The organism is Pseudomonas fulva NBRC 16637 = DSM 17717 (assembly GCF_000730565.1).
Classification (GTDB): domain Bacteria; phylum Pseudomonadota; class Gammaproteobacteria; order Pseudomonadales; family Pseudomonadaceae; genus Aquipseudomonas; species Aquipseudomonas fulva.
This window is the reverse complement of the sequence record NZ_BBIQ01000027.1, coordinates 23,042-46,797: the sequence shown is the minus strand read 5'-3', so window position 1 is coordinate 46,797 and position 23,756 is coordinate 23,042. Positions and strand designations below refer to the sequence as shown.

General features: G+C 62.3%; 25 protein-coding genes and 1 tRNA gene. 14 read left to right on the top strand and 12 right to left on the bottom strand.

Features of this window, described 5'->3' with window-relative positions:
- The first annotated feature begins 59 nt into the window (after positions 1-59).
- On the top strand, positions 60-947 hold the full coding sequence (htpX, locus tag PFU01S_RS20380) for a protease HtpX (RefSeq protein ID WP_023535364.1): 888 nt from the start codon (positions 60-62) through the stop codon (positions 945-947).
- A 79-nt stretch (positions 948-1,026) separates the two neighbouring features.
- Here htpX and PFU01S_RS20375 read toward each other — a convergent pair whose 3' ends face one another.
- Positions 1,027-1,677, bottom strand: a complete 651-nt coding sequence (locus PFU01S_RS20375; protein WP_028687852.1) for a thiopurine S-methyltransferase — start codon at positions 1,675-1,677, stop codon at positions 1,027-1,029.
- Between the two features lie 100 nt (positions 1,678-1,777).
- Here PFU01S_RS20375 and PFU01S_RS20370 point away from each other — a divergent pair, with 100 nt between their 5' ends.
- Positions 1,778-2,545 (top strand): DODA-type extradiol aromatic ring-opening family dioxygenase, encoded by a 768-nt coding sequence (locus PFU01S_RS20370; protein ID WP_027914326.1) that lies wholly within the window; start codon positions 1,778-1,780, stop codon positions 2,543-2,545.
- Positions 2,546-2,610: 65 nt separating this feature from the next.
- Here PFU01S_RS20370 and PFU01S_RS20365 read toward each other — a convergent pair whose 3' ends face one another.
- Both PFU01S_RS20365 and PFU01S_RS20360 read right to left on the bottom strand, forming a co-directional pair.
- The gene (locus PFU01S_RS20365) at positions 2,611-4,281 is read right to left on the bottom strand and encodes a DEAD/DEAH box helicase (protein ID WP_028687851.1); all 1,671 of its coding nucleotides are present in this window, start codon (positions 4,279-4,281) and stop codon (positions 2,611-2,613) included.
- Between the two features lie 443 nt (positions 4,282-4,724).
- Positions 4,725-5,480 (bottom strand): spermidine synthase, encoded by a 756-nt coding sequence (locus tag PFU01S_RS20360; RefSeq protein ID WP_028687850.1) that lies wholly within the window; start codon positions 5,478-5,480, stop codon positions 4,725-4,727.
- A gap of 113 nt (positions 5,481-5,593) precedes the next feature.
- Between PFU01S_RS20360 and PFU01S_RS20355 the strand changes: the two genes are divergently transcribed.
- A complete protein-coding gene (locus PFU01S_RS20355) occupies positions 5,594-6,940 on the top strand; it encodes a class II 3-deoxy-7-phosphoheptulonate synthase (protein ID WP_027914323.1) in 1,347 nt (448 codons plus the stop codon).
- A 40-nt stretch (positions 6,941-6,980) separates the two neighbouring features.
- On the opposite strand, the gene PFU01S_RS20350 is transcribed toward PFU01S_RS20355, so the two are convergent.
- On the bottom strand, positions 6,981-7,199 hold the full coding sequence (locus PFU01S_RS20350; protein ID WP_027914322.1) for a DUF1127 domain-containing protein: 219 nt from the start codon (positions 7,197-7,199) through the stop codon (positions 6,981-6,983).
- 97 nt (positions 7,200-7,296) lie between these two features.
- On the opposite strand from PFU01S_RS20350, the gene PFU01S_RS20345 reads away from it, so the two are divergent.
- A complete protein-coding gene (locus PFU01S_RS20345) occupies positions 7,297-8,148 on the top strand; it encodes a LysR substrate-binding domain-containing protein (protein WP_027914321.1) in 852 nt (283 codons plus the stop codon).
- Positions 8,149-8,159: 11 nt separating this feature from the next.
- On the opposite strand, the gene PFU01S_RS20340 is transcribed toward PFU01S_RS20345, so the two are convergent.
- Positions 8,160-8,909 (bottom strand): sulfite exporter TauE/SafE family protein, encoded by a 750-nt coding sequence (locus PFU01S_RS20340; RefSeq protein ID WP_027914320.1) that lies wholly within the window; start codon positions 8,907-8,909, stop codon positions 8,160-8,162.
- Between the two features lie 114 nt (positions 8,910-9,023).
- On the opposite strand from PFU01S_RS20340, the gene PFU01S_RS20335 reads away from it, so the two are divergent.
- Positions 9,024-9,977, top strand: coding sequence for a LysR family transcriptional regulator (locus PFU01S_RS20335; RefSeq protein WP_028687849.1), 954 nt, complete (start codon positions 9,024-9,026; stop codon positions 9,975-9,977).
- Between the two features lie 57 nt (positions 9,978-10,034).
- The gene (locus PFU01S_RS20330) at positions 10,035-10,490 is read left to right on the top strand and encodes a MarR family winged helix-turn-helix transcriptional regulator (protein WP_027914318.1); all 456 of its coding nucleotides are present in this window, start codon (positions 10,035-10,037) and stop codon (positions 10,488-10,490) included.
- A gap of 143 nt (positions 10,491-10,633) precedes the next feature.
- Here PFU01S_RS20330 and efp read toward each other — a convergent pair whose 3' ends face one another.
- Entirely contained in the window at positions 10,634-11,203 is a 570-nt protein-coding gene (efp, locus tag PFU01S_RS20325) for an elongation factor P (RefSeq protein ID WP_023535349.1), read from the bottom strand.
- A gap of 48 nt (positions 11,204-11,251) precedes the next feature.
- On the bottom strand, positions 11,252-12,385 hold the full coding sequence (gene earP, locus PFU01S_RS20320; RefSeq protein WP_028687848.1) for an elongation factor P maturation arginine rhamnosyltransferase EarP: 1,134 nt from the start codon (positions 12,383-12,385) through the stop codon (positions 11,252-11,254).
- 129 nt (positions 12,386-12,514) lie between these two features.
- Between earP and PFU01S_RS20315 the strand changes: the two genes are divergently transcribed.
- Positions 12,515-12,904, top strand: coding sequence for a hypothetical protein (locus PFU01S_RS20315; protein WP_027914316.1), 390 nt, complete (start codon positions 12,515-12,517; stop codon positions 12,902-12,904).
- A gap of 2 nt (positions 12,905-12,906) precedes the next feature.
- On the top strand, positions 12,907-13,377 hold the full coding sequence (locus PFU01S_RS20310; RefSeq protein ID WP_028687847.1) for a GreA/GreB family elongation factor: 471 nt from the start codon (positions 12,907-12,909) through the stop codon (positions 13,375-13,377).
- Here the strand turns inward: PFU01S_RS20310 and PFU01S_RS20305 are convergent.
- Positions 13,374-14,264: a LysR family transcriptional regulator gene (locus tag PFU01S_RS20305; protein ID WP_028687846.1), complete on the bottom strand. Its 891-nt coding sequence runs from the start codon at positions 14,262-14,264 to the stop codon at positions 13,374-13,376. The two genes, PFU01S_RS20310 and PFU01S_RS20305, sit on opposite strands and share 4 nt — an antisense overlap.
- 106 nt (positions 14,265-14,370) lie before the next feature.
- Between PFU01S_RS20305 and PFU01S_RS20300 the strand changes: the two genes are divergently transcribed.
- Together PFU01S_RS20300 and PFU01S_RS20295 are read left to right on the top strand one after the other, a co-directional pair.
- Positions 14,371-15,561 (top strand): MFS transporter, encoded by a 1,191-nt coding sequence (locus tag PFU01S_RS20300; RefSeq protein ID WP_028687845.1) that lies wholly within the window; start codon positions 14,371-14,373, stop codon positions 15,559-15,561.
- Positions 15,562-15,697: 136 nt separating this feature from the next.
- Entirely contained in the window at positions 15,698-17,830 is a 2,133-nt protein-coding gene (locus tag PFU01S_RS20295; protein ID WP_028687844.1) for a TonB-dependent siderophore receptor, read from the top strand.
- Positions 17,831-18,010: 180 nt separating this feature from the next.
- On the opposite strand, the gene PFU01S_RS20290 is transcribed toward PFU01S_RS20295, so the two are convergent.
- Positions 18,011-18,100: transfer RNA gene (locus PFU01S_RS20290), tRNA-Ser, on the bottom strand.
- 198 nt (positions 18,101-18,298) lie between these two features.
- Here PFU01S_RS20290 and PFU01S_RS20285 point away from each other — a divergent pair.
- From PFU01S_RS20285 to PFU01S_RS20275, 3 genes are all read left to right on the top strand, one after another.
- Entirely contained in the window at positions 18,299-18,988 is a 690-nt protein-coding gene (locus PFU01S_RS20285) for a crotonase/enoyl-CoA hydratase family protein (protein ID WP_028687843.1), read from the top strand.
- 102 nt (positions 18,989-19,090) lie between these two features.
- A complete protein-coding gene (locus PFU01S_RS20280; RefSeq protein WP_028687842.1) occupies positions 19,091-19,804 on the top strand; it encodes a lysophospholipid acyltransferase family protein in 714 nt (237 codons plus the stop codon).
- A 68-nt stretch (positions 19,805-19,872) separates the two neighbouring features.
- Positions 19,873-20,844: a magnesium and cobalt transport protein CorA gene (locus PFU01S_RS20275; RefSeq protein WP_027914309.1), complete on the top strand. Its 972-nt coding sequence runs from the start codon at positions 19,873-19,875 to the stop codon at positions 20,842-20,844.
- 33 nt (positions 20,845-20,877) lie between these two features.
- Here PFU01S_RS20275 and PFU01S_RS20270 read toward each other — a convergent pair whose 3' ends face one another.
- The gene (locus PFU01S_RS20270; protein ID WP_028687841.1) at positions 20,878-21,609 is read right to left on the bottom strand and encodes an amidotransferase; all 732 of its coding nucleotides are present in this window, start codon (positions 21,607-21,609) and stop codon (positions 20,878-20,880) included.
- A 527-nt stretch (positions 21,610-22,136) separates the two neighbouring features.
- On the opposite strand from PFU01S_RS20270, the gene PFU01S_RS20265 reads away from it, so the two are divergent.
- Positions 22,137-22,937 (top strand): c-type cytochrome, encoded by an 801-nt coding sequence (locus tag PFU01S_RS20265; RefSeq protein WP_028687840.1) that lies wholly within the window; start codon positions 22,137-22,139, stop codon positions 22,935-22,937.
- A gap of 30 nt (positions 22,938-22,967) precedes the next feature.
- On the opposite strand, the gene PFU01S_RS20260 is transcribed toward PFU01S_RS20265, so the two are convergent.
- Positions 22,968-23,300, bottom strand: coding sequence for a ribonuclease E inhibitor RraB (locus PFU01S_RS20260; RefSeq protein WP_023535326.1), 333 nt, complete (start codon positions 23,298-23,300; stop codon positions 22,968-22,970).
- Positions 23,301-23,473: 173 nt separating this feature from the next.
- Positions 23,474-23,710, bottom strand: a complete 237-nt coding sequence (locus tag PFU01S_RS20255) for a hypothetical protein (protein ID WP_023535304.1) — start codon at positions 23,708-23,710, stop codon at positions 23,474-23,476.
- Positions 23,711-23,756 lie beyond the last annotated feature (46 nt).

The following is a 23,756-nucleotide window of genomic DNA, read 5'->3' as shown; positions in this document are numbered from 1 at the left end:
AGGCCCCTTATATACCCCGCAGTAAGCGACAATTCATCCGTCAGGAGAACGTAACAACCATGATGCGCATTCTGTTGTTTGTGGCCACCAACCTTGCGGTGGTGCTGGTTGCAAGCATTACCCTGAGCCTGTTCGGTTTCAACGGGTTCATGGCTGCCAACGGGGTCGACCTGGACCTTGGCAGCCTGCTCGTGTTCTGTGCGGTGTTCGGTTTTGCCGGCTCGCTGGTTTCGCTGTTCATCTCCAAGTGGATGGCGAAGATGAGCACCGGTACCCAGATCATCAGCCAGCCGCGTACCCGGCACGAGCAGTGGCTGCTGCAAACGGTCGAGGAGCTGTCCCGCGAGGCTGGCATCAAGATGCCGGAAGTGGGTATTTTCCCGGCCTATGAAGCCAACGCCTTTGCCACCGGCTGGAACCGTAACGATGCACTGGTGGCGGTCTCTCAAGGCCTGCTGGAGCGTTTTTCGCCCGATGAAGTGCGCGCCGTGCTGGCGCACGAGATCGGCCACGTTGCCAACGGCGACATGGTCACCCTGGCGCTGGTCCAGGGCGTGGTGAACACCTTCGTGATGTTCTTCGCCCGGATCATCGGCAACTTCGTCGACAAGGTCATCTTCAAGAACGAGGAAGGCCAAGGTATCGCCTATTACGTCGCGACCATCGTGGCAGAACTGATACTGGGCATCCTGGCCAGCATCATCGTCATGTGGTTCTCGCGCCGCCGCGAGTATCGCGCAGACGAAGCCGGCGCTCGCCTGGCCGGCACCTCGGCCATGATCGGCGCCTTGCAGCGCCTGCGTGTGGAACAGGGTTTGCCGGTTCACATGCCCGACACGCTCAAGGCCTTCGGCATCAATGGGGGCCTCAAGCAGGGCCTGGCCGGCCTGCTGATGAGCCACCCGCCACTGGAAGACCGCATCGACGCCCTGCGCCGCCGCGGTTGATCCACCCCACCCTGCAAAAAGGCGACTTCGGTCGCCTTTTTTTATGAGCGCCTGTTAATCACAAGGCGGGGTGCAGACCTCAATGGCTGACCCGATAGACCCTCTCCCACAAGCTCGAAGCCCCCGCCTGCACGAACTTCGGGCTCTGCTCGATCATCTGCACCGCTTCGAGCTCATCCACTTGCCAGCCGGTGAACCCCTGCCGCAACGCGTCGTCGCTCACCGAAAACGGCGGCCCGGGCACCAGCGCCTGGTCATAGTCCAAGGTCACCACCAGCCCCTTGGTGCCAGCAGGCAACAAGCCCGACAGCGCTCGGACATACCGCTCCCGCATCGCCGAGGGCAAGGCAATCAAGGCCGCTCGGTCGTAGAGCGCGGTACAGTCACCCACGTCGCCGCTCGTCAGCGCGAAGAAATCGCCGCACCAAAGCTCAATAGGCCCATGACCCCAGATCTCGAATGCGCCTGTGTGCGAGACCTGTGCCTGGAGCCCCTGCTCACGGAAGAAGTCTTCCACTGCCCGACGAGACAACTCGACACCCATCACCCGGTGTCCCTGCCCGGCCAGCCACAGTACGTCCAGGCTCTTGCCGCACAAGGGCACCAGGACCTTGCTGTTGGCTGCCAGATGCAAGCCAGGCCAATAGGCCTGCAGGTAGGGGTTCACCTGGGCTTGATGAAAGCCAATCTGGTTGTCGGCCCACCGCTGCTGCCAGAATGCCGGTTCCATGTTTCCTCCCGATTATTCGATGGTTCCCAGCCATAACTTGATTTGGATTCGATCAAGCCTTGGCCGAAGATGCGAGCATCTTAACCCTCAGGACCCTGCCATGCTGCCTAGCTTGTTCATCTCCCACGGCTCACCCATGTTGGCATTGCAGCCCGGCGCCAGCGGGCCTGCACTGGCGCAGTTGGCTCAACAGCTGCCTACGCCACGTGCGATTGTCGTGGTATCGGCCCATTGGGAAAGCCGCGACCTGGCAGTGACGAGCGGCGCGAGGCCGGCGACCTGGCATGACTTTGCTGGCTTTCCTGCGGCGCTGTATGCGGTGCAGTACCCAGCACCGGGCGATCCGCACCTGGCGCAACGTATCTGTGATCGTTTGCAGGCGGCCGGGCTGCCAGCTGACCCAGACACCGAGCGCCCCTTCGATCATGGCGCCTGGGTGCCCTTATCGCTGATGTATCCGCAGGCACAGGTCCCGCTGGTGCAGGTGTCCTTGCCCAGCCATTTGGGCCCCACGGGGCAGCTACGCATTGGCCAGGCCCTGGCCGGGCTGCGCGAAGAAGGTGTCCTGCTGATTGGCTCTGGCAGTATCACGCACAACCTTGGTGAACTGGACTGGCAGGCTGGGCCGGACAGGATGGCGCCGTGGGCGCTGGCCTTCAGAAACTGGATGGTAGAGACGTTGCAGGCCAACGACTGCCAGGCCCTGCTCGACTACAGGGCGCAGGCGCCGTTTGCCGTGCGCAATCACCCCAGCGATGAGCATCTGCTGCCGCTGTTCTTTGCCCTAGGCGCGGGTGGGGCTTTTGACGTGGTGCACCAGGGCTTCACCTTGGGCGCGCTGGGGATGGATATCTACCGGTTCGGTTAGGTCGCGCCTGATGGCTTGCAAAAAAAATCCCCGACCTAGGCCGGGGATGTTTTATTGCTTGAGGATCAATCTTCGCGGTAGCGACGCAGCTTGAGCTGCTTGCCAGCGACGCGAGTGTCCTTGAGCTTGGTCAGCAGCTTCTCGAGGCCGTCTTCCGGCAGCTCGACCAGGCTGAAGCTATCACGCACCTGGATGCGACCAATGGCATCACGCGCCAGGCCACCTTCGTTGAGGATCGCGCCCAGCAGGTTCTTGGCAGCGATACCGTCACGTGCGCCCAGGGCAGTACGGCAGCGTACGCGGCCTTCTGCCAACGGCAGTGGCGCACGACGCTCGCGGTCGCCACGGTCCGGGCGCTCGCCACGTTCGGTGCGCTCGCCACGCGGGGCGAAGCTTGGCACCAGGGGCTGTTCGCGTTCTACCGCTGCCAGGTCCAGGGCTTGGCCATTGGTGGCCTTGCGCAGCAGGGCAGAAGCCAGCGCGCGAGCGCTGCAGCCCAGGTCGACGGTCAGGCGGTCGAACAGCTCGCCGTGGGTGGCTTCGGCTTCGGCAACCAGCGGCGCCAGGCTATTGGTCAGCTTCTTGATACGGGCATCGAGCACCGCCTGGCCGTTGGGCAGGCGCGCTTCGGCGACTTTCTGACCCGTCACGCGCTCGATCACCTGCAGCATGCGGCGCTCACGCGGCGTCACCAGCAGCAGTGCGCGACCTTCGCGACCCGCACGGCCGGTACGGCCAATACGGTGCACATAGGACTCGGGATCGTACGGCATGTCGACGTTGAACACGTGGGTGATGCGCGGCACGTCCAGGCCACGGGCAGCGACGTCAGTGGCGACGACGATGTCCAGGCGGCCATCCTTGAGCGAGTCGATCACGCGCTCACGCTGGTTCTGGGCGATGTCGCCGTTCAGCGCAGCAGCCTTGTACCCCTTGGCTTCCAACGCGGCAGCCAGGTCCAGGGTAGCCTGCTTGGTGCGCACGAAGGCGATCAGCGCGTCGAACTCTTCGACTTCCAGCAGACGCAGCACGGCCGGGATCTTCTGGTCGGCATGCACCATCAGGTGAGCCTGATCGATCGCGGTGACGGTCTGGGTCTTGCTCTGGATCTTGACGTGCTTGGGCTCACGCAGGTGACGTTCGGCGATCGAGCGGATCGACGACGGCAGGGTCGCGGAGAACAGTACGGTCTGACGCGTGGCCGGGATGGCATCGAAGATCACTTCGAGGTCGTCCATGAAGCCCAGCTTGAGCATCTCGTCGGCTTCGTCCAGTACCAGGTACTGCACGGTCGACAGGACCTTCTCGTCACGACGCAAGTGGTCGCACAGACGGCCTGGGGTGGCGACGACGATTTGCGCGCCGTTGCGAATGGCGCGCAGCTGCGGGCCCATCGGGGCACCACCGTAGACGGCCACGACGTTCACGCCCGGCATCTGCTTGGCGTAGGTTTCGAAAGCGGTTGCAACTTGCAGCGCCAACTCACGGGTTGGTGCCAGGATCAGGGCTTGCGGCTCGCGCTTGCTCACATCGATCTTGTTGAGGATCGGCAGAGCGAAGGCAGCGGTCTTGCCGGTGCCTGTCTGCGCCTGGCCGATCATGTCGTGACCGGCGAGGATGATCGGGATCGATTGCTGCTGAATGGCCGACGGCTCTTCATAGCCGGTGGCCACGACAGCGGCAACAATGTTCGGATTGAGATCGAGAGCGGCGAAGCCGGCGATTTCCTGGGTCATGGGTCTGCCTCTAGAGTGCATCCGCAAAGACCCATGCTCCAAAGCTGCACAAGCCATGAAAGACCGACAGGTCACCCAGGCAGCTTTGGCGGCGGGGATTTGCGAAAACGATTGAAAAAGATACTTGGGAAGGTCCGCCTAGCGGACGTGCAGCCGAAGCTGGACTCGGAGGATTTGCACCGCCTGATTTTTGAGGCCCGCTAAAAGACCGGCGCGTACTATACCTGAAATCGAACGGGGCGGGAGGAATTTTTTCAGGCCGCGGGGTTTGAGGGCGCTGTCGGTGGGCAGCGGCTGAAACGATACATCTTTTACACCTGCAGGGGGGGGGTGTTTTGGTTATCGCCAAGTGACTGGAACGCTGCGGTCAAACCACCGAAGCCCTCTGTATGGCGCGCGGGGCCGCGCAACGGCCCCCTGCAATTTCATCCCATCCCTGCGGCTCAACTGGCCGGCCGAATGTCCTTGATCAACCCGTCCAGGCTATACCCCAGGCATGGCGCCAGGGCCTCGGCCCGCGCCCGCAGCCCCGCCATGTCGAGGGTCTGCTCCAGGTCGGCTGGCACCAGCACGATCACGTTGCCCTCCTTGACCGGTAATTCCCAGTAATGGCGGTGGTACAACCCGCGCAGCAATGCCGCCCCAAGCGGCTTGCCCTCGTCAGTGGCCCACTGGTTGATCACCAGCCAACCACCGGGGTTGAGGCGTTGCTGGCAGCCCTCCAGAAAATTCCAAGCCAAATGCCCGACGCCAGGCCCATGGTCGGTATAAAGGTCGACGAACAACAAGTCGGTCGTTTCCGCAGTCGGCAGCAATTCGACCGCATCGCCGATGCGCACATATAACCGCGGGTCATCATCCAGGCCAAGGTGCTCCATGGCCAGGCGTGGCACATCCGGGCGCAGCTCGATGGCCTCGATGTCTTCGAGGGGCAGAAACTTCATGCAAGCTTGGGTCAGGGTTCCGGCGCCCAGCCCCAGGAACAGCGCACTTTCCGGCTGTTCATGGCAAAGCGCCCCTACCAGCATGGCGCGGGTGTAATCGTACTCCAGCCAGCTGGGGTCTGCCGTGAACACGCAGCTCTGCTCGATGGCGTCGCCGAATTCGAGGAAACGGTAATCATCCACCTCGTACACGCTGATGACGCCAAAGGCATCCTCCACGCGTGCCAGCAACCGCTCCTGCCGTTGCGCCACCATGTGCAAATCACCCCCGCAAAAGCTGCATTGTCCGTCAACACCCGTGCTGCAACAAGCACGGTGCCAGCTGTTACCATGGCTGCCAGCCTGCAACCTACATGACCGAGCCTGAAATGACCCAAACGTGGAGCCCTGACAGCTGGCGTGCCCTGCCGATCCAGCAACAACCCGTCTACCCTGACGCTGCGCACCTGCACAAGGTCGAGCAAACCCTGGCCAGTTACCCGCCGTTGGTGTTCGCTGGCGAAGCCCGCGAGTTGCGGCGTCAGTTCGCCGAGGTGACCGAAGGCCGGGCGTTTCTCTTGCAAGGTGGCGACTGTGCCGAGAGCTTCGCGGAATTTTCCGCGGCCAAGATTCGCGACACCTTCAAGGTGCTGCTGCAAATGGCCATTGTCATGACCTTTGCCGCCGGCTGTCCTGTGGTCAAGGTAGGGCGCATGGCCGGGCAGTTCGCCAAGCCTCGCTCGGCCGGTGACGAGACCCTGGGCGGCGTTACCTTGCCCGCCTACCGTGGCGACATCGTCAACGGTATCGGCTTCGATGCCAAAAGCCGCATCCCCGACCCCGAGCGCCTGCTGCAGGCCTATCACCAGTCCACGGCCAGCCTGAACCTGCTGCGCGCTTTCGCGCAAGGCGGCTTCGCCGACCTGCACCAGGTGCACAAGTGGAACCTGGACTTCATCGCCAATTCGGCGCTGGCCGACAAATACCACCAGTTGGCCAACCGCATCGACGAGACCCTGGCGTTCATGCGCGCCTGTGGCCTGGACAGCGCACCCCAGCTGCGCGAGACCAGCTTCTTCACGGCCCACGAAGCCCTGCTGCTCAACTACGAACAGGCCTTCGTGCGCCAGGACAGCCTGACTGGCGACTACTACGACTGCTCCGCGCACATGCTCTGGATTGGCGATCGCACACGTCAGCTCGACGGCGCACACGTGGAGTTCTTGCGTGGGGTGCACAATCCGATCGGGGTCAAGGTGGGCCCGAGCATGGACCCGGAGGCGCTCATCCGCCTGATCGACATCCTCAACCCCAGCAACGACCCAGGGCGCCTGAACCTGATCGCGCGCATGGGCGCGGGCAAGGTCGGGGACCATTTGCCGGGGCTGATCCGCACGGTCGAGCGCGAGGGCCGTAAGGTGCTGTGGAGTTCGGACCCGATGCATGGCAATACCATCAAGGCCAGCAGCGGCTACAAGACCCGCGACTTCGCCCAGATCCTGGACGAGGTGAAGCAGTTCTTCCAGGTTCACCAGGCCGAAGGCAGCCACGCAGGTGGTATTCATATCGAGATGACCGGGCAGAACGTCACCGAGTGCATCGGTGGGGCCCGCCCGATCACCGAGGACGCCTTGTCGGATCGCTACCATACCCACTGCGACCCGCGGATGAACGCCGACCAGTCGCTGGAACTGGCGTTCCTGATCGCCGAGACACTGAAGCAGGTGCGCCGCTAAGCGGCGCTCCGAAAAAGGCAAGGCAGGGACCTCGCTGCGCTCACTTGCACAGCGGGTCGTCCCAGAAGTGCCGCTCGCTTTCCTGATGCGTATCGGCCCTGCTCAAGCCCAGGTCGTGGAGCATGGCGTCGCTCAGGCTGGCAAGCTGCTGGCGCTGGCGGTGCAGCTCCAACCACCGGATCACGCGCCCCCAGGTCGCTTGCCACAACGCCCTTGACGACACAACTGAAGCCTCTGCGCGGCTGATCGTACCTTTCATCGTGAAGCCCTCCGTTATCGATGGCTTCAGTCTCACGCGCCGATTAAGATCAATCCAACGAATGTTTCTGATGCCATGCATCTCGGAGATTGATGCAATGTCCCAGTACCAGAGTCTCGACGCCGACGTGCTGCGTACCTTTGTTGCCATCGCCGAGCAAGGCGGCTTTACCCGTGCCGGTGAGGTGGTCAACCGCACCCAATCGGCCGTCAGCATGCAGATGAAGCGCCTGGAAGAAGATATCCTTCAACGGCCCTTGTTCGAACGCGAGGGGCGGCAAGTGCGTCTGACCGCCGAAGGACAGGTATTGCTGGGGTATGCCCGGCGCATTCTCAAGTTGCACGGTGAGGTCTTCAACACCCTGCGCATGCCGCACATGGTGGGTCTGGTGCGTATCGGTACGCCGGACGACTACGCCATGCGTTTTCTGCCGAGCATTTTGTCCAGTTTTGCCAAGGCCTACCCCTTGGTCCAGGTGGAAGTGCACTGCGACACCTCACGCCAGTTGATGCTGCGCAAGGACCTGGACCTGACCATCGTCACCCGTGAGCCCGGCAACGAAATCGGCCAACTGCTGCGCCAGGAGCGGCTGGTATGGGCTGCGGCCGAGGGCTTCTGCCCACACGAGCAGCGCCCCATGCCATTGGCATTGTTCAACACCGAGTGCTTCTGCCGCGCCTGGACCTGTAACGCACTGGAAACCCAGGGCATCGACTACCGGGTGGCCTACACAAGCCCCAGCCTGTCGGCCATTTTTGCCGTGGTCACCGCAGGGCTGGCGGTGACCGCGCAGTTGCAGAGCTTGATTAGCGGCAATCTGCGGGTACTCGGCGAAGCCGAAGGCTTGCCTGAATTGCCGCTGGCCAACGTCATGCTGGTACGTGGCGGTCAGTCACCCTCCCCCATCACCGATTGCATGGCGCAGTACATCATCGAAGGGTTCAAGTGACACGCCTGCGGCTACAGTTCGAAACCAAGCATGACCGCGCAGACCACCAGGAAAACACAGAACATCGCCCGCAGCGCCTTTTCCGGCAGGGCGTGGGCCAACTTGACGCCCCAACTGATGCTCAATAGCCCGCCCACCGCAAGCGGGATACCGACGCTCCAGTCCACACTGTGGTGCACGCCGTAGGTCACCAGGGTGACCAACGTGCTTGGCGCTGCCAGCGCCAGTGACAACCCTTGCGCGACCACCTGGGTTGCGCCGAACACACTGGTCAATATCGGCGTGGCGACGACCGCGCCACCGACGCCGAACAACCCGCCCATGGTCCCGGCGAAGCTGCCGAGTACGCCAAGCCAAGGCCAGGGATGACGCAGCTCTGTACTGGCAGGGCTGACTTTCATGAACATCCTGGCCACGTTCCAGATCGCCAGCGCCACCAGAAAGCCCACAAAACCCAGGCGCATGGCATGCGCGTCCAACCCCACGGCCCAGATCGACCCCAGCCAGGCGAACACGAAGCTGCACAAGGACAGCGGTAGGGCATGCCGTAGCTCGATGCGGTTGCGCTGGTGATAGCGCCATAACGCCAATAGCACATTGGGCACCACCATGACCAACGCCGTGCCCTGCGCCAACTGCTGGTCAAGGCCGAACAACACGCCAAGGGCCGGAATGGCAATCAGGCCGCCACCGATGCCGAAAAGCCCACCCACGGTTCCCAGGGCGACGCCCAATACGCCGTACAGCACCCACTCGATCATCAGATTTCAACTTCTATCGTGCACAGGGACCGTCATGCTAGCGGCTGTGTGCTGGCAGCGAAACGCACAGCCACGCACAATGGCTGTGCGTTTCCTGCAAAAGCGGACTTGGCCATGAACCCTGATACATTGACCGATCAATTGAGCTTGTTTCTCGATGTACTGGAAACCGGGAGCTTTTCCGGCGCGGCCCGGCGTCATCCACTGACGCCGTCAGCGGTTGCCCGGCGCATCGATAACCTGGAGCGCGCCCTCGGCAGCCGCCTGTTCAGCCGCAGCACCCACGCTGTGCGGCCGACGCCTGCGGGCAATGCGTTTGCCGAACGCGCCAGGCACGTCATAGATGAGTTGCGCCTGGCCCGGGCCGAAGCGGTGTCGTTGAGCAATGCCCCGGAAGGCTTGATACGCCTCGATGCACCGGCGGCCTTCGGGCGCCGTCACCTGGCCCCGGCGATCGCCGATTTTCTGGTGGCCTACCCTGGCCTCGATGTGCAGTTGCGCTTGATCGACAGTTTCGTCGACATGCACGGCAGCCATTTAGGCGAAGTCGACCTGGTATTACGGGCAGGTCCGCTGGCCGACACACGCCTGGTGGCGACACCCCTTGCCGACATGGTGCGCATCGCCTGCGCCAGCCCCGCCTACCTGGCGGCACGGGGCGTGCCCAAGTGCCCCAGCGAATTGCCTGGCCATGACGGCCTGGACTGGGACGGCCTGGCACCCCCGTTCGCCTGGCGATTCGAGGTAGACGGCCAGACACGTCTGTACCGGCCCTCGCGCATGCGCATGGTTGCCAACAATGCCGAAACCCTTCTGTTCGGCGCCTTGGCCGGGCTGGGAATCGCCCATTTGCCTACCTGGCTGATCAGCGAATATCTGTTGCGTGGGGAATTGATCGCGCTTTTTTGCGACGCCGGCCTGCCCCAAGCGGAGACGAGCGGCATTTATGCACTTCGCCTTGAACATGAAACGAACTCTCGCAGCCGATTGCTGCTCGAATTTCTCAAGAGCCGCTTTAGCCCGGTCCCGCCGTGGGATTTGGCACTGCGCAGTGAATTACGCTGGTAGTAAGCGTACCCCACCATCAGCGTGCTAGTTTCTTATTCAACGAATTCAAGGACCTGCATGAACGCCGATAACAAAGCCTCTGGCGCCGAACTGCTACTGGAGAACCAGGTCTGCTTCGCGCTGCATTCCACCTCGTTACTGATGACGAAGGTGTACAAGCCCTTGCTTCAGGCCCTCAACCTGACCTACCCGCAATACCTGGCGATGCTGGTGTTGTGGGAGCACGATGGTTTGACCGTGGGCGAAATCAGCCAGCACTTGCTCACTGACCCAGGTTCACTGACGCCGTTGCTCAAGCGCCTGGAAAGCGAAGGCCTGCTCAAGCGCACCCGCAGCCGTGAAGATGAGCGGGTTGTGCTGGTGCAGCTGACGGATAAAGGGCGCAAGTTGCACAAGCAAGCCGAAGAGGTGCCTCAGCTGATTCTCAAGGCCAGTGGGCGCACTCACGAGGGGCTGCAAAAGCTGCAAGCCGATTTGCTGGAACTGCGCGAGAGCTTGCAGAAGACGTTGTGAGGGGGGGCTAACTTGGGCTGGAGCGGCGCTACCGAGGTGCGGTGGCGTAGAAATCCACGCTTGCGTGTGCTCAATAGTTGGGGCCGCTTTGCGGCCCCACAGAAGCACCAGGCAGTGCGGTGCTTCAGGCTATCCAGGAAGCATTACTTCTTGGAACGACCCTTGAAGCTGTTGTCGCGGGTGTCGATGTCGATCCACTCGTCGATCTGGATGAAGTCGGCCACCGAGATCTCGGTACCGTTCTTCAGCTTGGCAGGCTTCATGACCTTGCCCGAGGTATCGCCGCGCGCAGCGTTCTCGGTGTAGACGACTTGACGGCTGATGGTGGTCGGCAGTTCTACCGAGACCAGGCGGCCTTCGAAGAAGACGGCTTCACAGACATCTTCCATGCCTTCTTCGATGTACGGCAGAACGGCTTCGATGTCTTCGGCATTCAGCTCGTACATGGTGTAGTCGCTGGTGTCCATGAAGGTGTATTCATCACCGTTGATGAACGACAGGGTGGCTTCCTTGCGGTCCAGGATCACGTCGTCCAGCTTGTCGTCCGCACCGTATACGGTTTCGGTCTTGTAGCCGGTCAGCAGGTTCTTGAGCTTGGTCTTCATGATCGCGCTGTTACGGCCCGACTTGGTGAATTCCGCTTTCTGAACCAGCCACGGGTCGTTGTCGATCCGCAGGACGGTACCGGGTTTCAGTTCTTTACCAGTTTTCATTACGCAGTATCCGAATCTGGATGGATTTATAAAAATCGAGGCCGCATATCATAGCGAATTTCCACAAAAGTGTACTAGCGCCTTGGCAAGGTCCGGCCCAGCGGCCTGCTGGGCAGCCCAGCAACGGGCATGCTGGTGCAATTGCGCCCAATGCGGGCGGGCTGCGCGCCAGGCCTGCCCCATGTCCTGATCCCTGTTCCAGGCACGCCATAACCCGAGCAGGGCCGCTTGCGCCTCGTCCGACAAGCCGCGTCGATAAAGCGCCAGGAACGCTTCGAGTTTTTCCCAATGCGCGTTTTCTTCCTGCACGTAGATGTGCCAAAGCATGGGCTTGGCCGCCCACTGGGCGCGAACGAAGGAATCCTCGCCCCGTACGGCGTTGAAATCACAGCTCCACAACAGCCGGTCGAAATCGTCCTGACTGACGAAAGGCAACACCTGCACCGTCAATGATCCGCGCACATGCACATCGCCCGCCTCAAGGTGCGTTACCCCCAGCCACTGCCCAAGCCCGGCGATGCTGCGCCCTTGCGGTACCAGCACATGAGACGGCTGCGGGTCGGTGGCCAGCGCTTGCAGCCAGCTGGCAAGCTGCGGGTTCTCATAGGCAAATAGCATGATCAACAGGGCACCCTGCGCGGGCGTTACTTTCAAAGCCTCGAGAAACGTTGTGCGCGCTCGGCTGGATCGCTCGAAGGCATCACGCCTTGGCAACAGGTCATGCTCGCGAACCAGCCCACCGGTTTTTTCGGTGAAGCCCGGGAAGAAAAATACCTTGCGCAGCCCGTTTGGCTGCGGTGACGGCAGCCCGTGACAGCCCTCCACCCATGGCTCGGCACTCAGGTATTCAAGGTTCAGCCACACAGGCGGGGTGTGGCGCGCTCGCATGGCCTGGACAAATGCATCCGGCAACTGGCAGGCGAACGCGCCGATCACCACATCACCCGGCTCCACCGGCACCCAGGTAGACGACCACTGACGCACCTGCACACCTCGTAGCCATTGCTGCGCCGCAGTGGCGTCTGCGCCCGGGCACAAAGGCACGAAGGCATTGAGGTCATCAACCCACAGGCGCACGGCGACCTCGTGCTCGGCCACCAGTTGCCGAGCCAGGCGCCAGGTCACACCGATATCGCCGTAGTTGTCCACGACGCTGCAAAAGATGTCCCACGTGGCTGTCATGCTCGGCTCCCTAACCCATGCCAAAGCTGCGGATTCTGCGCATAAATTGTCACCAAAGACAGCCGTGCGCGTAAAAATGCCAACGCGCATGCAACAATGCGCTAACGCCCACCTTGCCAGGAAGCAACCATGCCCCGTCGCCGCGAACTGACGATCACGCTCAAACCCTTGCCACTGATACTGAGCATCGCGCTGGGCCTATGGCTGGGCGCTGTGGCGATTGCTGCCAGCCTGTGGCTTGTGGACCAGCTGATGCCCACCCCGGTCGAGGCACCGGAGCCAGCCACCGCGCAGGACGCCCCCCGCGGCGCTACGCCGCCGACCTCGACGCAGCCACCGAACGCCCAGGCCGAAATGTTCGAGCGCTACAAGGACACGCTGCACAAGCAGCAACTGGAGCAAGCCGCCGAAGGCAACCCTCGCAACCTCAACACCCCCAAATGCCAGTTCTGGTTACAGCAGAACCGCACGGCTCCCACAGACAAAAGCCAGGCCAACGTGCTGGAGTTCTGTTACTGATCATGAACAAGACCCACCTGATAGCGCAGATCATCGCGGCCCTCGAACACGACCTGGATGTGGTAACCCGAGCAGCGCAGAGCGCTTATGAAGCTGCCACTGCCGAAGAAAACATCGCCGAGAACAAGTACGACACGTTGGGCCTGGAAGCCTCCTACCTGGCCACGGGCCAGGCCCGGCGCAGCGCCGAGATCCGCCAGGCACTCCAGACCTACCGACAGCTGAAGCTGCGCGACTACGACCCTGAACAAGGGGTGCAGGTAAGCCAGGTGGTCACCTTGGAAGATGAACAGGGCCAATGCCGCAGGCTGATCATCGGGCCCGAGGCGGCTGGGTTGAAGATCGTCCTGGGCGATGAGGTGGTCATGGTGATCACGCCGCGCTCACCTTTGGGGCAACAACTGATGGGCAAGCGCATTGACGAGGAGGTCAGTCTCAATGCCACAGGCTGGACCCTCGTCGAGGTGATCTAGCGCCTGTGCTCAAGCGCCCCCAGGCGCTGCTCCATGAGCGCTAGAAAAGCCCGGGCGGCGGGTGTCGGGTGGGCGGACCAGATCGCGTACAGGTGCCGTACCGGCGCATCGAGCAGTTGTACCCTGGCCACGCCGTCAAAGCCCTGGGCCACTCGCTCCGGCACCAGGCCGATCGCCATGCCGCGCTGCACGAACTTCTCCACCAGCCGCACATGACCGATCTCGAACTGCACCCGACGTTGCAGCCCTGCCGCCTGGAACGCTTCGTCGGTCTGCCGGCGCGCACCGGTGCCTTCCGGGAAATCCACCAGCACCTCCTGGACCAGGTCGGCGAGCGTCAATTGCCCGTGTCCGGCCAGGCGGTGGGTGGGTGGAAGCACGGCGACCAGAGCCTCCCGAGCCAGTAGACGATGCTGTACCCCCTGCACGCCCTCGCCTTCCCACAACCCGATGAAACCCACATCCAGGCGACGCTCGAGCACATCGGCGACCAACCGTTCGCTCTTGGCCGTGAGCCACCGTACATCCACATCCGGATAGTGCACGTGAAACTCGGCAAGCAGGTCGACCAGGTCCAGAGCCGTCAGCGAACTGATTTCACCGATGGTCAGCCGACCGCGAACCTGGCCACAGGCGGCGGCCACATCGTCGGCAATGCGTCGCGCGGCCTCCACCGCTGGCCGGGCGCTTAGCACGAACGCCTCCCCTGCCAGGGTCAACAACACCCGGCGCGAGGTGCGCTCGAACAGGCTCACGCCCAGCTGGCTTTCCAGCCTGGCCACCTGATGACTGAGCGCCGACTGCACCACATGGCAGCGCTCGGCGGCACGGGTGAAGCTGCCTGTCTCGGCCACCGCCAATGCATATTCGAGCTGCTTGAGATTCATGGATCAATCTGCTTTCAAGATGGATGGCGTGAGAACTATACATTGGTGTCATGCGTCGAGGGCGTCGATAATCTTCCCCACTTCACTGCCCGTCACGAGAACCACCATGCACACCTCAACCCTCAGCCGTGCCCTGATTCTGCTGATGGCCACGGCCACTGGCCTGGCCGTGGCCAGCAATTACTACGCTCAACCGCTGCTGCACAGCATCGCCCAGCAGTTCGGCTTGAGCACCGCCAGCGCCGGCAGCATCGTGATTGCCGCGCAACTGAGCTACGGGGCCGGCCTGTTGCTGCTAGCACCGCTGGGCGACCTGTTCGAACAACGCCGGCTGATCACCGTGATGACCGTGATCGCCACGCTTGGCCTGGTCATCAGTGCCTGTGCCCCCAGCCTGCCCTGGTTGATACTCGGCACCACATTGACTGGGCTGTTCTCCGTCGTGGCGCAGATTTTGGTGCCCATGGCCGCCTCATTGAGCGAGCCCAATCAACGGGGCCGTGCCATCGGCACCCTGATGAGCGGCCTGCTGCTGGGCATTTTGCTGGCGCGCACGGCCGCAGGCTTCATGGCCGAACTGGGCGGCTGGCGCAGCATCTACGTGCTGGCCGCGGTGCTGATGGCGATCACGGCCCTGGCGCTGCATCGTAGCCTGCCGGAGCATCACAGCCATGCAGGCCTGCGCTATCCCGCCCTGATTGGCTCCGTGTTCCGCCTGTTCATCGAAGAGCCGGTGCTACGCCTGCGCTCGCTGCTCGGCCTGTTGGCGTTCAGCCTGTTCGCACTGTTCTGGACGCCCCTGGCATTTCTGCTGGCCAACGAGCCGTATCATTACTCCGATGCGGTGATCGGCCTGTTCGGCCTGGCAGGTGCGGCCGGGGCGCTTTCGGCCAACTGGGCCGGTCGGCTGGCTGACCATGGCAAAGGCTCGCTGGGGACCACGGTGGGGCTGGTGGTCTTGCTGCTGTCCTGGGTGCCGCTGGGCTTTGCCGAGCAGTCCTTGCTGGCCCTGCTGCTGGGCGTGCTGATGCTCGACCTAGCCGTGCAACTGGTGCATGTGAGCAACCAGAACGCGGTCATCGCGCTGCGCCCCGAAGCGCGCACCCGACTCAATGCGGGCTATATCACGTGCTATTTCATCGGTGGCGCCTTGGGGTCACTGTTGGGCACGCAACTGTTCCAGCGCCAGGGCTGGCCAGGGATCGTGGTGGCAGGCCTGGTGATTGGCGCGCTGGCATTGGTAGTGTGGTGGGTGGCAGCGCGTAAAGCCAAACCCGAAGCCTTGGTGCGCCAATAGCCGTGCCTACGGGGGCTGCGTGGTGCGCAGCCCCCAAGTCGGGGCTCCCGGGCTTTTGTCCGCGCCCAATACCTGAAGCGACTGATACTATGCGGCCTTTTTCACGGCCTGTGCCGCGCCTTCAGGAGCCCCACGCATGCCCCCGCGTCACCCTCGCCTGCCCTTTCGCCTGCTAAGCCTGGGCCTGGCCTTGCAATGCCCTGCGGTGTTCGCAGACCACGGGGTGCAACTGGACCCGCTTGAGGTGTCTGATACCTACGGCAACGACGGCTACCAGGCACGTGAGGCTGCCGTAGGCAGCTTTCAGGCTGCCCCCCTGCTTGACACCCCGGCATCGATCAGCGTTTTCAGCCAGCCTTTGCTGGAGGATCGGCAGGTGCGCCTGCTCAGCGAAGTGCTGCAAGGCGACGCTTCGGTGGGGGAAAGCTACGCACCGGTCGGCTACTACGAAAACTTCAACGTGCGCGGCTTCGAGCTCAATGCCGCCAGCAGCTATCGCCTCAACGGGCATACCATGGTCGGTGAGCAGAACGTGGCCCTGGAGAACAAGCAGCAGGTGGAACTGCTCAAGGGTTTGTCGGGGCTGCAAAGCGGCGTGTCGGCGCCCGGGGGCCTGGTCAACTATGTGACCAAGCGGGCCGAGCCTGTGCGCCGGGTCACGTTGTCCACCAACGCGCAGGGCGAACGTTACCTGGCCACCGACGTCGGCGGCTGGTTCGGCGACCAGCAGCAGTTCGGCCTGCGGGTGAACCTGGCGCATGAGGACATTCGCTCCTATGTCGCGCATGCCGACGGCCAGCGTGATTTCGCGGCGCTGGCCTTCGACTGGCAGATCAGCCCGAACGCCACCTTTCAGTTGGACGCCGACTACCAGCACCGCCAGCAGCGCTCGGTACCGGGTTACCAGTTGCTGGGCGGCACGCGCCTGCCCCACGACGTAGACCCTGAGAACCACCTTGCCTACCAGCAGTGGGCCAAGCCTGTGCAGAACGATTCGCTCAACCTGGGCGGGCGCCTGGAGTACCGCTTCAGCGAGGCCTGGACAGGCACGGTCAGCGCCTCACGCAGCCAGGCGGTGATCGACGACTACAGTGCCTTTGCCTGGGGCTCTGGGGAAGGCGCCTTCTTCAGCAGCACCGGCGACTACGACATCTATGATTTTCGCAGCCCCGACGATACCCGGCGTATCGACGAGGCGCAGGCCACGCTCGATGGGCGCTTCGATGCGCTGGGCGTGGGCCACGCGTTAACCCTGGGCACCAGCGTCCAGCGCCGCACCTTGGACCAGCGTCCGTACTACAACGCGTGGCTCGGCACCGGCAACCTGGATGAAGCCGCGCCCGACCTTGCCCCCTCGGACCAACCCGTCGGCGCTCGCGAAAGGCGTCTGGATAGCCGCCAGTATGGGCTCTTCGTCACTGATCGGGTGACGTTCAGTGAACACTGGCAAGCCATCGTCGGCGCCCGGGAAGTGCGCCTGGATGAACGCGCCTGGGATGAAACCGGCACCGCCGGGCGGCACACTCGCCAGTATCAACTGCTGCCCAACGCGGCGCTGGTCTTCAAACCTGCGCCAGACACGACGCTCTACGCCAGTTACGCCAAAGGCCTTTCGGCGGGCGGCACTGCACCGTGGTTTGCCCGTAACGCTGCGCAGATCCTTGCGCCCACCCTCTCGCACCAGCTGGAAGTGGGCCTCAAGCATGACTGGGAGGCGCTGAGCGTGAGCGCTGCGTTGTTCCAGATTCGTCAGGCGTACCAGTACGCCCGCCCTGACGGCGACGGCGCTTTCACCTATGTGCAGCAAGGCCAGCAGAAAAACACGGGGCTGGAACTCGGGGCCAGCGGTTGGGTGACCTCCAACTTACAGTTGCAGGCCAGCGCGGCCGCCATTCATGCGCGGGTGGTCGGCAGTGGTACGGCTGAGCGTGAGGGGCACCAGGCCATCAACGTGCCAAGGTTCCGGGCAGCCCTGCAGGCGCAGTACACCCTGCCGGTGCCAGGGCTGGCGATACTGGGCGGGGTACGCTACAGCGCCCGCAAGTACGCTGATCATGCCGGCAACGTGGCGGTGGGTGGGTATACCGTGTTCGACCTGGGCGGGCGCTACCAGACGCGCGTCGGGGGGTATGACACGGCGCTGCGGCTGACAGTGGACAACGTCTTCGACAAGCGTTATTGGCGGGATGTGGGGGATTATCTGGGGGATAACTACCTGTTCCAGGGGGCACCGCGTACGGCACGGTTGTCGGCTTCGGTGAGTTTTTGAGTTGTAGTGGCTGAGATTACTCGCTTCGCAGCAGGAATCGCCGGGGCCGCGGCGCGGCCCCGGCGATTACCGCTGCAAAGCTGCAGCCCGTGCCTCACACACCGTCGGCAGCGCCATCAATAAACACCCCAAAAACAAAAAGCCCCCATGCTTTGCAGCACAGGGGCTCTTCGTAGAATGTGGCGGTGAAGAAGGGATTTGAACCCTTGATACGATTTCTCGTATACACACTTTCCAGGCGTGCTCCTTCGACCACTCGGACACTTCACCGTTTCTCTTCAAGCCGTATGGCCTGTCGAGGTGCGCTAATTTAGTGAAAGACGTTTCCTTTGGCAAGCATTTTTTTCAGTTTTTTCATGCATTTGCATCTCGCCGTCGGCAGCGCCTGACTGGCCAGTCAGCCTTGCTGCTTTACCTGGCCTGCGCTGCTGGGTAACGTCGGCGCCACGCCAACAAAAGGACTCTGCCATGAGCGAGCTGATCACCTACCATGCCGAAGACGGCATCGCCACCCTGACCCTGAACAACGGCAAGGTCAATGCCATCTCGCCGGACGTCATCGACGCGTTCAATGCCGCGCTCGATCGCGCCCTCGAGGCCCGGGCAGTGGTGATCATCACCGGGCAGCCGGGCATTCTGTCGGGCGGCTACGACCTGAAGGTCATGACCCGCGGCCCCAAAGAGGCCATAGCGCTGGTCACCGCAGGCTCCACCCTGGCGCGCCGCCTGCTGTCGCATCCGTTTCCAGTGGTGGTGGCCTGCCCAGGCAACGCCGTAGCCAAAGGGGCGTTCCTGCTGCTGTCGGCCGACTACCGCATTGGCGTCGAAGGCCCGTACAAGGTGTGCCTGAACGAAGTGCAGATCGGCATGACCATGCACCAGGCCGGGATCGAACTGGCCCGTGACCGTCTGCACCGCTCGGCCTTCCACCGCTCGGTGATCAACGCCGAAGTGTTCGACCCCCAGGGGGCGGTGGATGCAGGCTTTCTGGACAAGGTGGTGCCCGCCGAGCAACTGATGGATACCGCCTTGGCTACAGCGCAAGCGCTCAAGCAGCTGAACATGCTGGCCCACAAGAACACCAAGCTCAAGGTCCGCAAGGGCCTGCTCGAAGCCCTGGACAAGGCTATCGAGCTGGACCAGCAACACATGGGGTGACCTCACCACCTGCACAGATCGACCAGAGCGCCTCCACCAGGGTTTGCCCCGGCCAGTGCACAGTCGTACACTGCCGGGCGACTGTCTGGTGTGAGTCGTACCATGCTTTACGTTCTTCGCATGTTCCTGCTGGCGCTGCATTTTCTCGCCGTCGGCGCCGTGGGGCTGATCATTGGCCTGTGCCGCCCGTTCAACCCCGACAACAGCCGCGTGTTCGCCCGGCTCTACAGCATGCCGGCTACCTGGCTCATGGGCCTGAAGGTCCAGAAGCAGGTGGGGCCTTTGTGGGACCAGCCACCGGGCTGCGTCATCATCGCCAACCACCAATCCAACTTCGACCTGTTCGTCTTGGGCCAGGTGGTCCCGCAACGCACCGTGGCCATCGGCAAGAAGAGCCTGGGCTGGATTCCGCTGTTCGGGCAGTTGTTCTGGCTGGGCGGCAACGTGCTGGTCGACCGCAAGAACGCCTACCAGGCCCGCAAGGCGTTGCAAAAGACCACCCGCGTCCTGCAGAACGACACCTCCATCTGGATATTCCCTGAAGGCACGCGTAACGCCAGTGAACAGCTATTGGCGTTCAAGAAAGGCGCATTCCACATGGCCATCGAGGCCGGGGTACCCATCGTGCCCGTGTGCGTGAGCCGCTATGCCCACCGGCTGAACCTCAACAGCTGGCGGCGCCGGACGGTAATCGTACGCTCCTTGCCTCCCATCGCCACCACCGGCATGACGCAACAGGACCTGCCTGCGCTGATCGAGCAGTGCCGCACCCACATGCAGCAGTGCATCGACCGGATGGAACACGAACTGCCCTGACCCGTTGCTCTCCCGCCCACTACAGCCCAAGCTGTAGGCCGTGTTCAACCACAAAAAAGCGGGCAATCATGGGGCGAGTCGTGGCAGCGGCGGTATACAGCGCCGGTAGGAAGGTCACCAACATCAGTATCGATGAAGGCAGCGAATGGGCACGCAAGCCAGGCCACTTCGTCTGGATCGGGCTGGAGGAGCCCGACGCCGAAGCGCTGGCCAACCTGCAACGCCAGTTCAACCTTCACGAACTGGCCATCGAAGACGCTCTGGAGAAACACAGCCGGCCGAAGCTGGAAACCTTCGGCGACGCCTTGTTCATCGTCACCTATTCACCGGTACGCCAGCAGGGGCGGCTGGAGTTCATCGAAACCCACATCTTCGCCGGCAATGGCTACGTGATCACCTGTCGCAATGGCCATTCCAAATCCTATGCCCTGGTGCGCCAACGCTGCGAAGCGCGGCCGCTGCTGCTCGAACACGGCGAGGACTTCGTGTTGTATGCGCTGCTGGATTTCGTTACCGAAAACTACCAGCCGGTCAGCGAGGCGATTCATGGGGAAATCGAAGCGCTGGAGCAGAGCGTGCTCGGCGGATCCTTGCTCGAAGCCGACATCCGTCGCCTGCACAGCCTGCGACGCGATCTGCTGCGCTTGCGCCGCTACGTGGCGCCCATGGTGGAAGTGAGCGAGGAATTGCAGCGCCTGAGCTTTCCCTTCATCGACAAGAACATGCGCCCCTACTTTCGCGACGTCCAGATCCACGTCACCCGGCAGATGGAAGACCTGGCCGGGATTCGCGACATTGCCAGCCAGACCATCGAGATCGGCATGCTGCTCGAAGCGTCTCGCCAGAGCATCGTGCAGCGCAAGTTCGCCGCCTGGGCGGCCATTCTGGCCTTCCCCACTGCCATTGCCGGCATCTACGGCATGAACTTCCAGAACATGCCGGAGCTGAGCTGGCACTACGGCTATTACGTGGTGCTGGGGGTGATTGCGGCCGGATGCGCAGGGCTGTTCGCCAGCTTCAAGAAATCCGGCTGGTTGTAACAAAGCAAGGGGCACCCGGCGCCCCCTGCCCTGTCAGGCCGCGTTGTGCTTGCTGGCCGGTTGCTGGATGAAACGCAACATCCACTCGCCTACCACGTCACCTTGATGTTCAGTGGCGAGGCTGGCGACGGCCTTGTGGTAGACCTCATCGCCCAGATGCGCCTGTCGAGCGTCGAGCAGGGCCCGGGAGTAGTCATGCACGAACTCTGGGTGACCTTGGAAACACAGCACCTGATCGCCGATGCAATACGCCGCATTGGGGCAGAAATCACTGGATGCGATGACCGTGGCGCCTTTGGGCAATTCGGTCACCTGGTCCTGGTGACTGATCAGCAAGGTCAGCTCAGACACCTGAGGTTGCATCCAGGGTGCCCGTGCAGACAGCGAATAACGGTGCACGCCGACGCCCCAGCCCTGCTCGGCCCGCTCCGCCTTGCCACCCAGGGTCAGTGCCAACAACTGGTGACCGAAACACACGCCCAGCAGCTTCTCACCCTGGTCATACAGCTTGAGCAGGTAAGCCTTGAGCGTCTGGATCCAAGGATCGGAACCGAACGAATCGGCTTTGCTGCCCGTCACAAGGTAAGCATCGAACTTGAGATCCTCTGCCGGATATTCACCGTTCATGACGTTATAGACGCTGAACTGTGCTGTGATCGGCTGACGGGCGAAGAGCTGCTCGAACATCCTGCCGTAGCCTTCGTACTGCGCCGTCAATTCCGGTCGCAGAACATCGGTTTCAAGGATGCAGATGCGTAACGACATAGGGATAGTCCTGAACGACATGGATGGAAAACAGCTATAGAGCGTGACGCGAAAGGCACGTACAAGCAAGAGGGTCGCGCAGACGAACGGTGCACGCAGGGTAGAGGCAGTACAAAAACAGCGAGCCTGTCTAGCTGAAGCCTATCAGCGCGATGGCTTGATGCTTTAAATCGAAATGCTTTATAGGCGTTGGTAGTTAGAACAAAGGGTTCTCAAGCCTGAATCGTGTACACCCTAATGTTGCAGGTATGTCCACATTCATGAGGCAAGCGGTACAGGTGCCGGTAGGGGCCATTGCGATCGACCCGACGTGTGACAAGGAAGCCAACGGGTATTGAGGAATAACAACAAGAAGGCGGTCCGCCATGTTCAGACAATCGAAACTTCGCCAAGCTGGGCTCATTCTTTTCGCGACCACGCTGTTGCTGATACTGCCGAACCTGACACGGGTGTTCGGTTAAGGCCAGTGGTGGCGGGAGCAGGCTGCATAGCGGTAACCTGCTGGCCCCTGATGGCCGGAGTATCCCATGCGCCCATGCATTGCCTTGGCAGCCCTGCTGTCATGCCTGCCGCTGTCGGCGGCCCAACTGCACCTTGAACTGGGCACTGGCCAAACACAGTGGAACAGCGAACAGCTGCTCGCGCATTCCCAGGCCAAAGCGGTAGATATCAGCGAGGACGTTTCCTATAAGCGCCCCATGCGCTATCGCGCAGTACCCCTGGCGGTGCTGCTGGACGGTGTGGGGCCAGAAGACCATCTGCAGGCCATTGCAGCCGATGGCTTTGCGGCAGAAATGCCCGCTGGCCCTTTGCTTCAATCCGGCCCGGCGCAGGCCTGGCTAGCCGTCGAAGACCCGGGCGACCCATGGCCGCCCCTAAGCAAGGGCAAACCGAGTGCAGGGCCGTTCTACCTGGTGTGGACCGCGCCGCAAGCAAGCGGCATTCGCCCCGAACAATGGCCCTTTCAGATTTCCACGATCCGTAAGCTGGCGCCTGTCGAGCAGCGGTTTCCGGCGTTGCTGCCGGACCCGAAGCTGCCCAGCGGCAGTCCCGTGCGACAAGGCTTTGCACTGTTCCAGCAAAACTGCCTGGCCTGCCATCGCCTTAACGGTGCAGGGGATGCTCAGGTAGGGCCTGATCTGAACGTGCCGCATAACCCGACCGAATACTTCCAGCCAGGTTACCTGCGCAGGCTGATTCGGGACCCGCAAAGCTTGCGGCAATGGCCCCAGGCGAAAATGCCGGGCTTTGCCCCAAGTGTGCTGAGTGATAAGGAACTCGATGCGCTGCTGGCGTATCTGCGGCACATGGCCACGCGCAAATCCTGAGAAAATTGGGCCGCAGGACGGCCCAATGGCCTAGGCCGTGAGGCGCTCGTGCTTGACCCCCCACCCCTCCACTTCGCCGCCATAAGGCGTGACAACCTGCTCGAAGGCCTCCTCGAAATCGCCAATGCCACCGTGGGTGGCGAACATGATTTTACTGAGTTCCAGGTGCCAGGCACCGTCATCGAGCTCGGTCACCTGAGCGTTGAGCGATTCGCCACGAAACTCCCCGGCTGCGCGACGCGCAGCGGCTTCATCCGGGAAAACGGCATAGAACTCGATAGGGTGAATCTGGGTGAAATCGAAACCGCCTGCCTTCATCTGGCGCAGGACGTTGCTGCTGATATCGTCGTGTTGGCTGCTCATGAATCGTCCTCCTGAATAACGCAGTGGATAGACTTTCCGTGCACGGGCACCTGCCCCAAATCGTCGGGCAGTTCGAGCTGATACAAGACGCGGGTGGGAACGGTGCCGCCTGCGCAGCCGGCGGGCACCTTCATGCAGCGTAGTGCCCAGGCGGACGCTACGCAAACCGTGAATCAGGGCGCCTCTTCAATGCTGGTGATGGTGACGCCGCTGTGTTCTTTCAGCCAGCGCGCCGTGGGGGAAACCGCGCGATCCTGAAAATCGTTGAGGTCCAGCTCATCCATGACCGGGAACAACCGCGTGCGGATGGCACGGGCGGCGTCTTCCTCGCTGGGGCGATGTTCTGCCTGCAGCACGATCGAGGTCGGTGCGCCTTTCTGGTCGGCAAAGATGACTTCCCACTCTTTCATCGAACGAGCCCTCTCAATCAAACGACACCTTACGCGATGCCTGAAT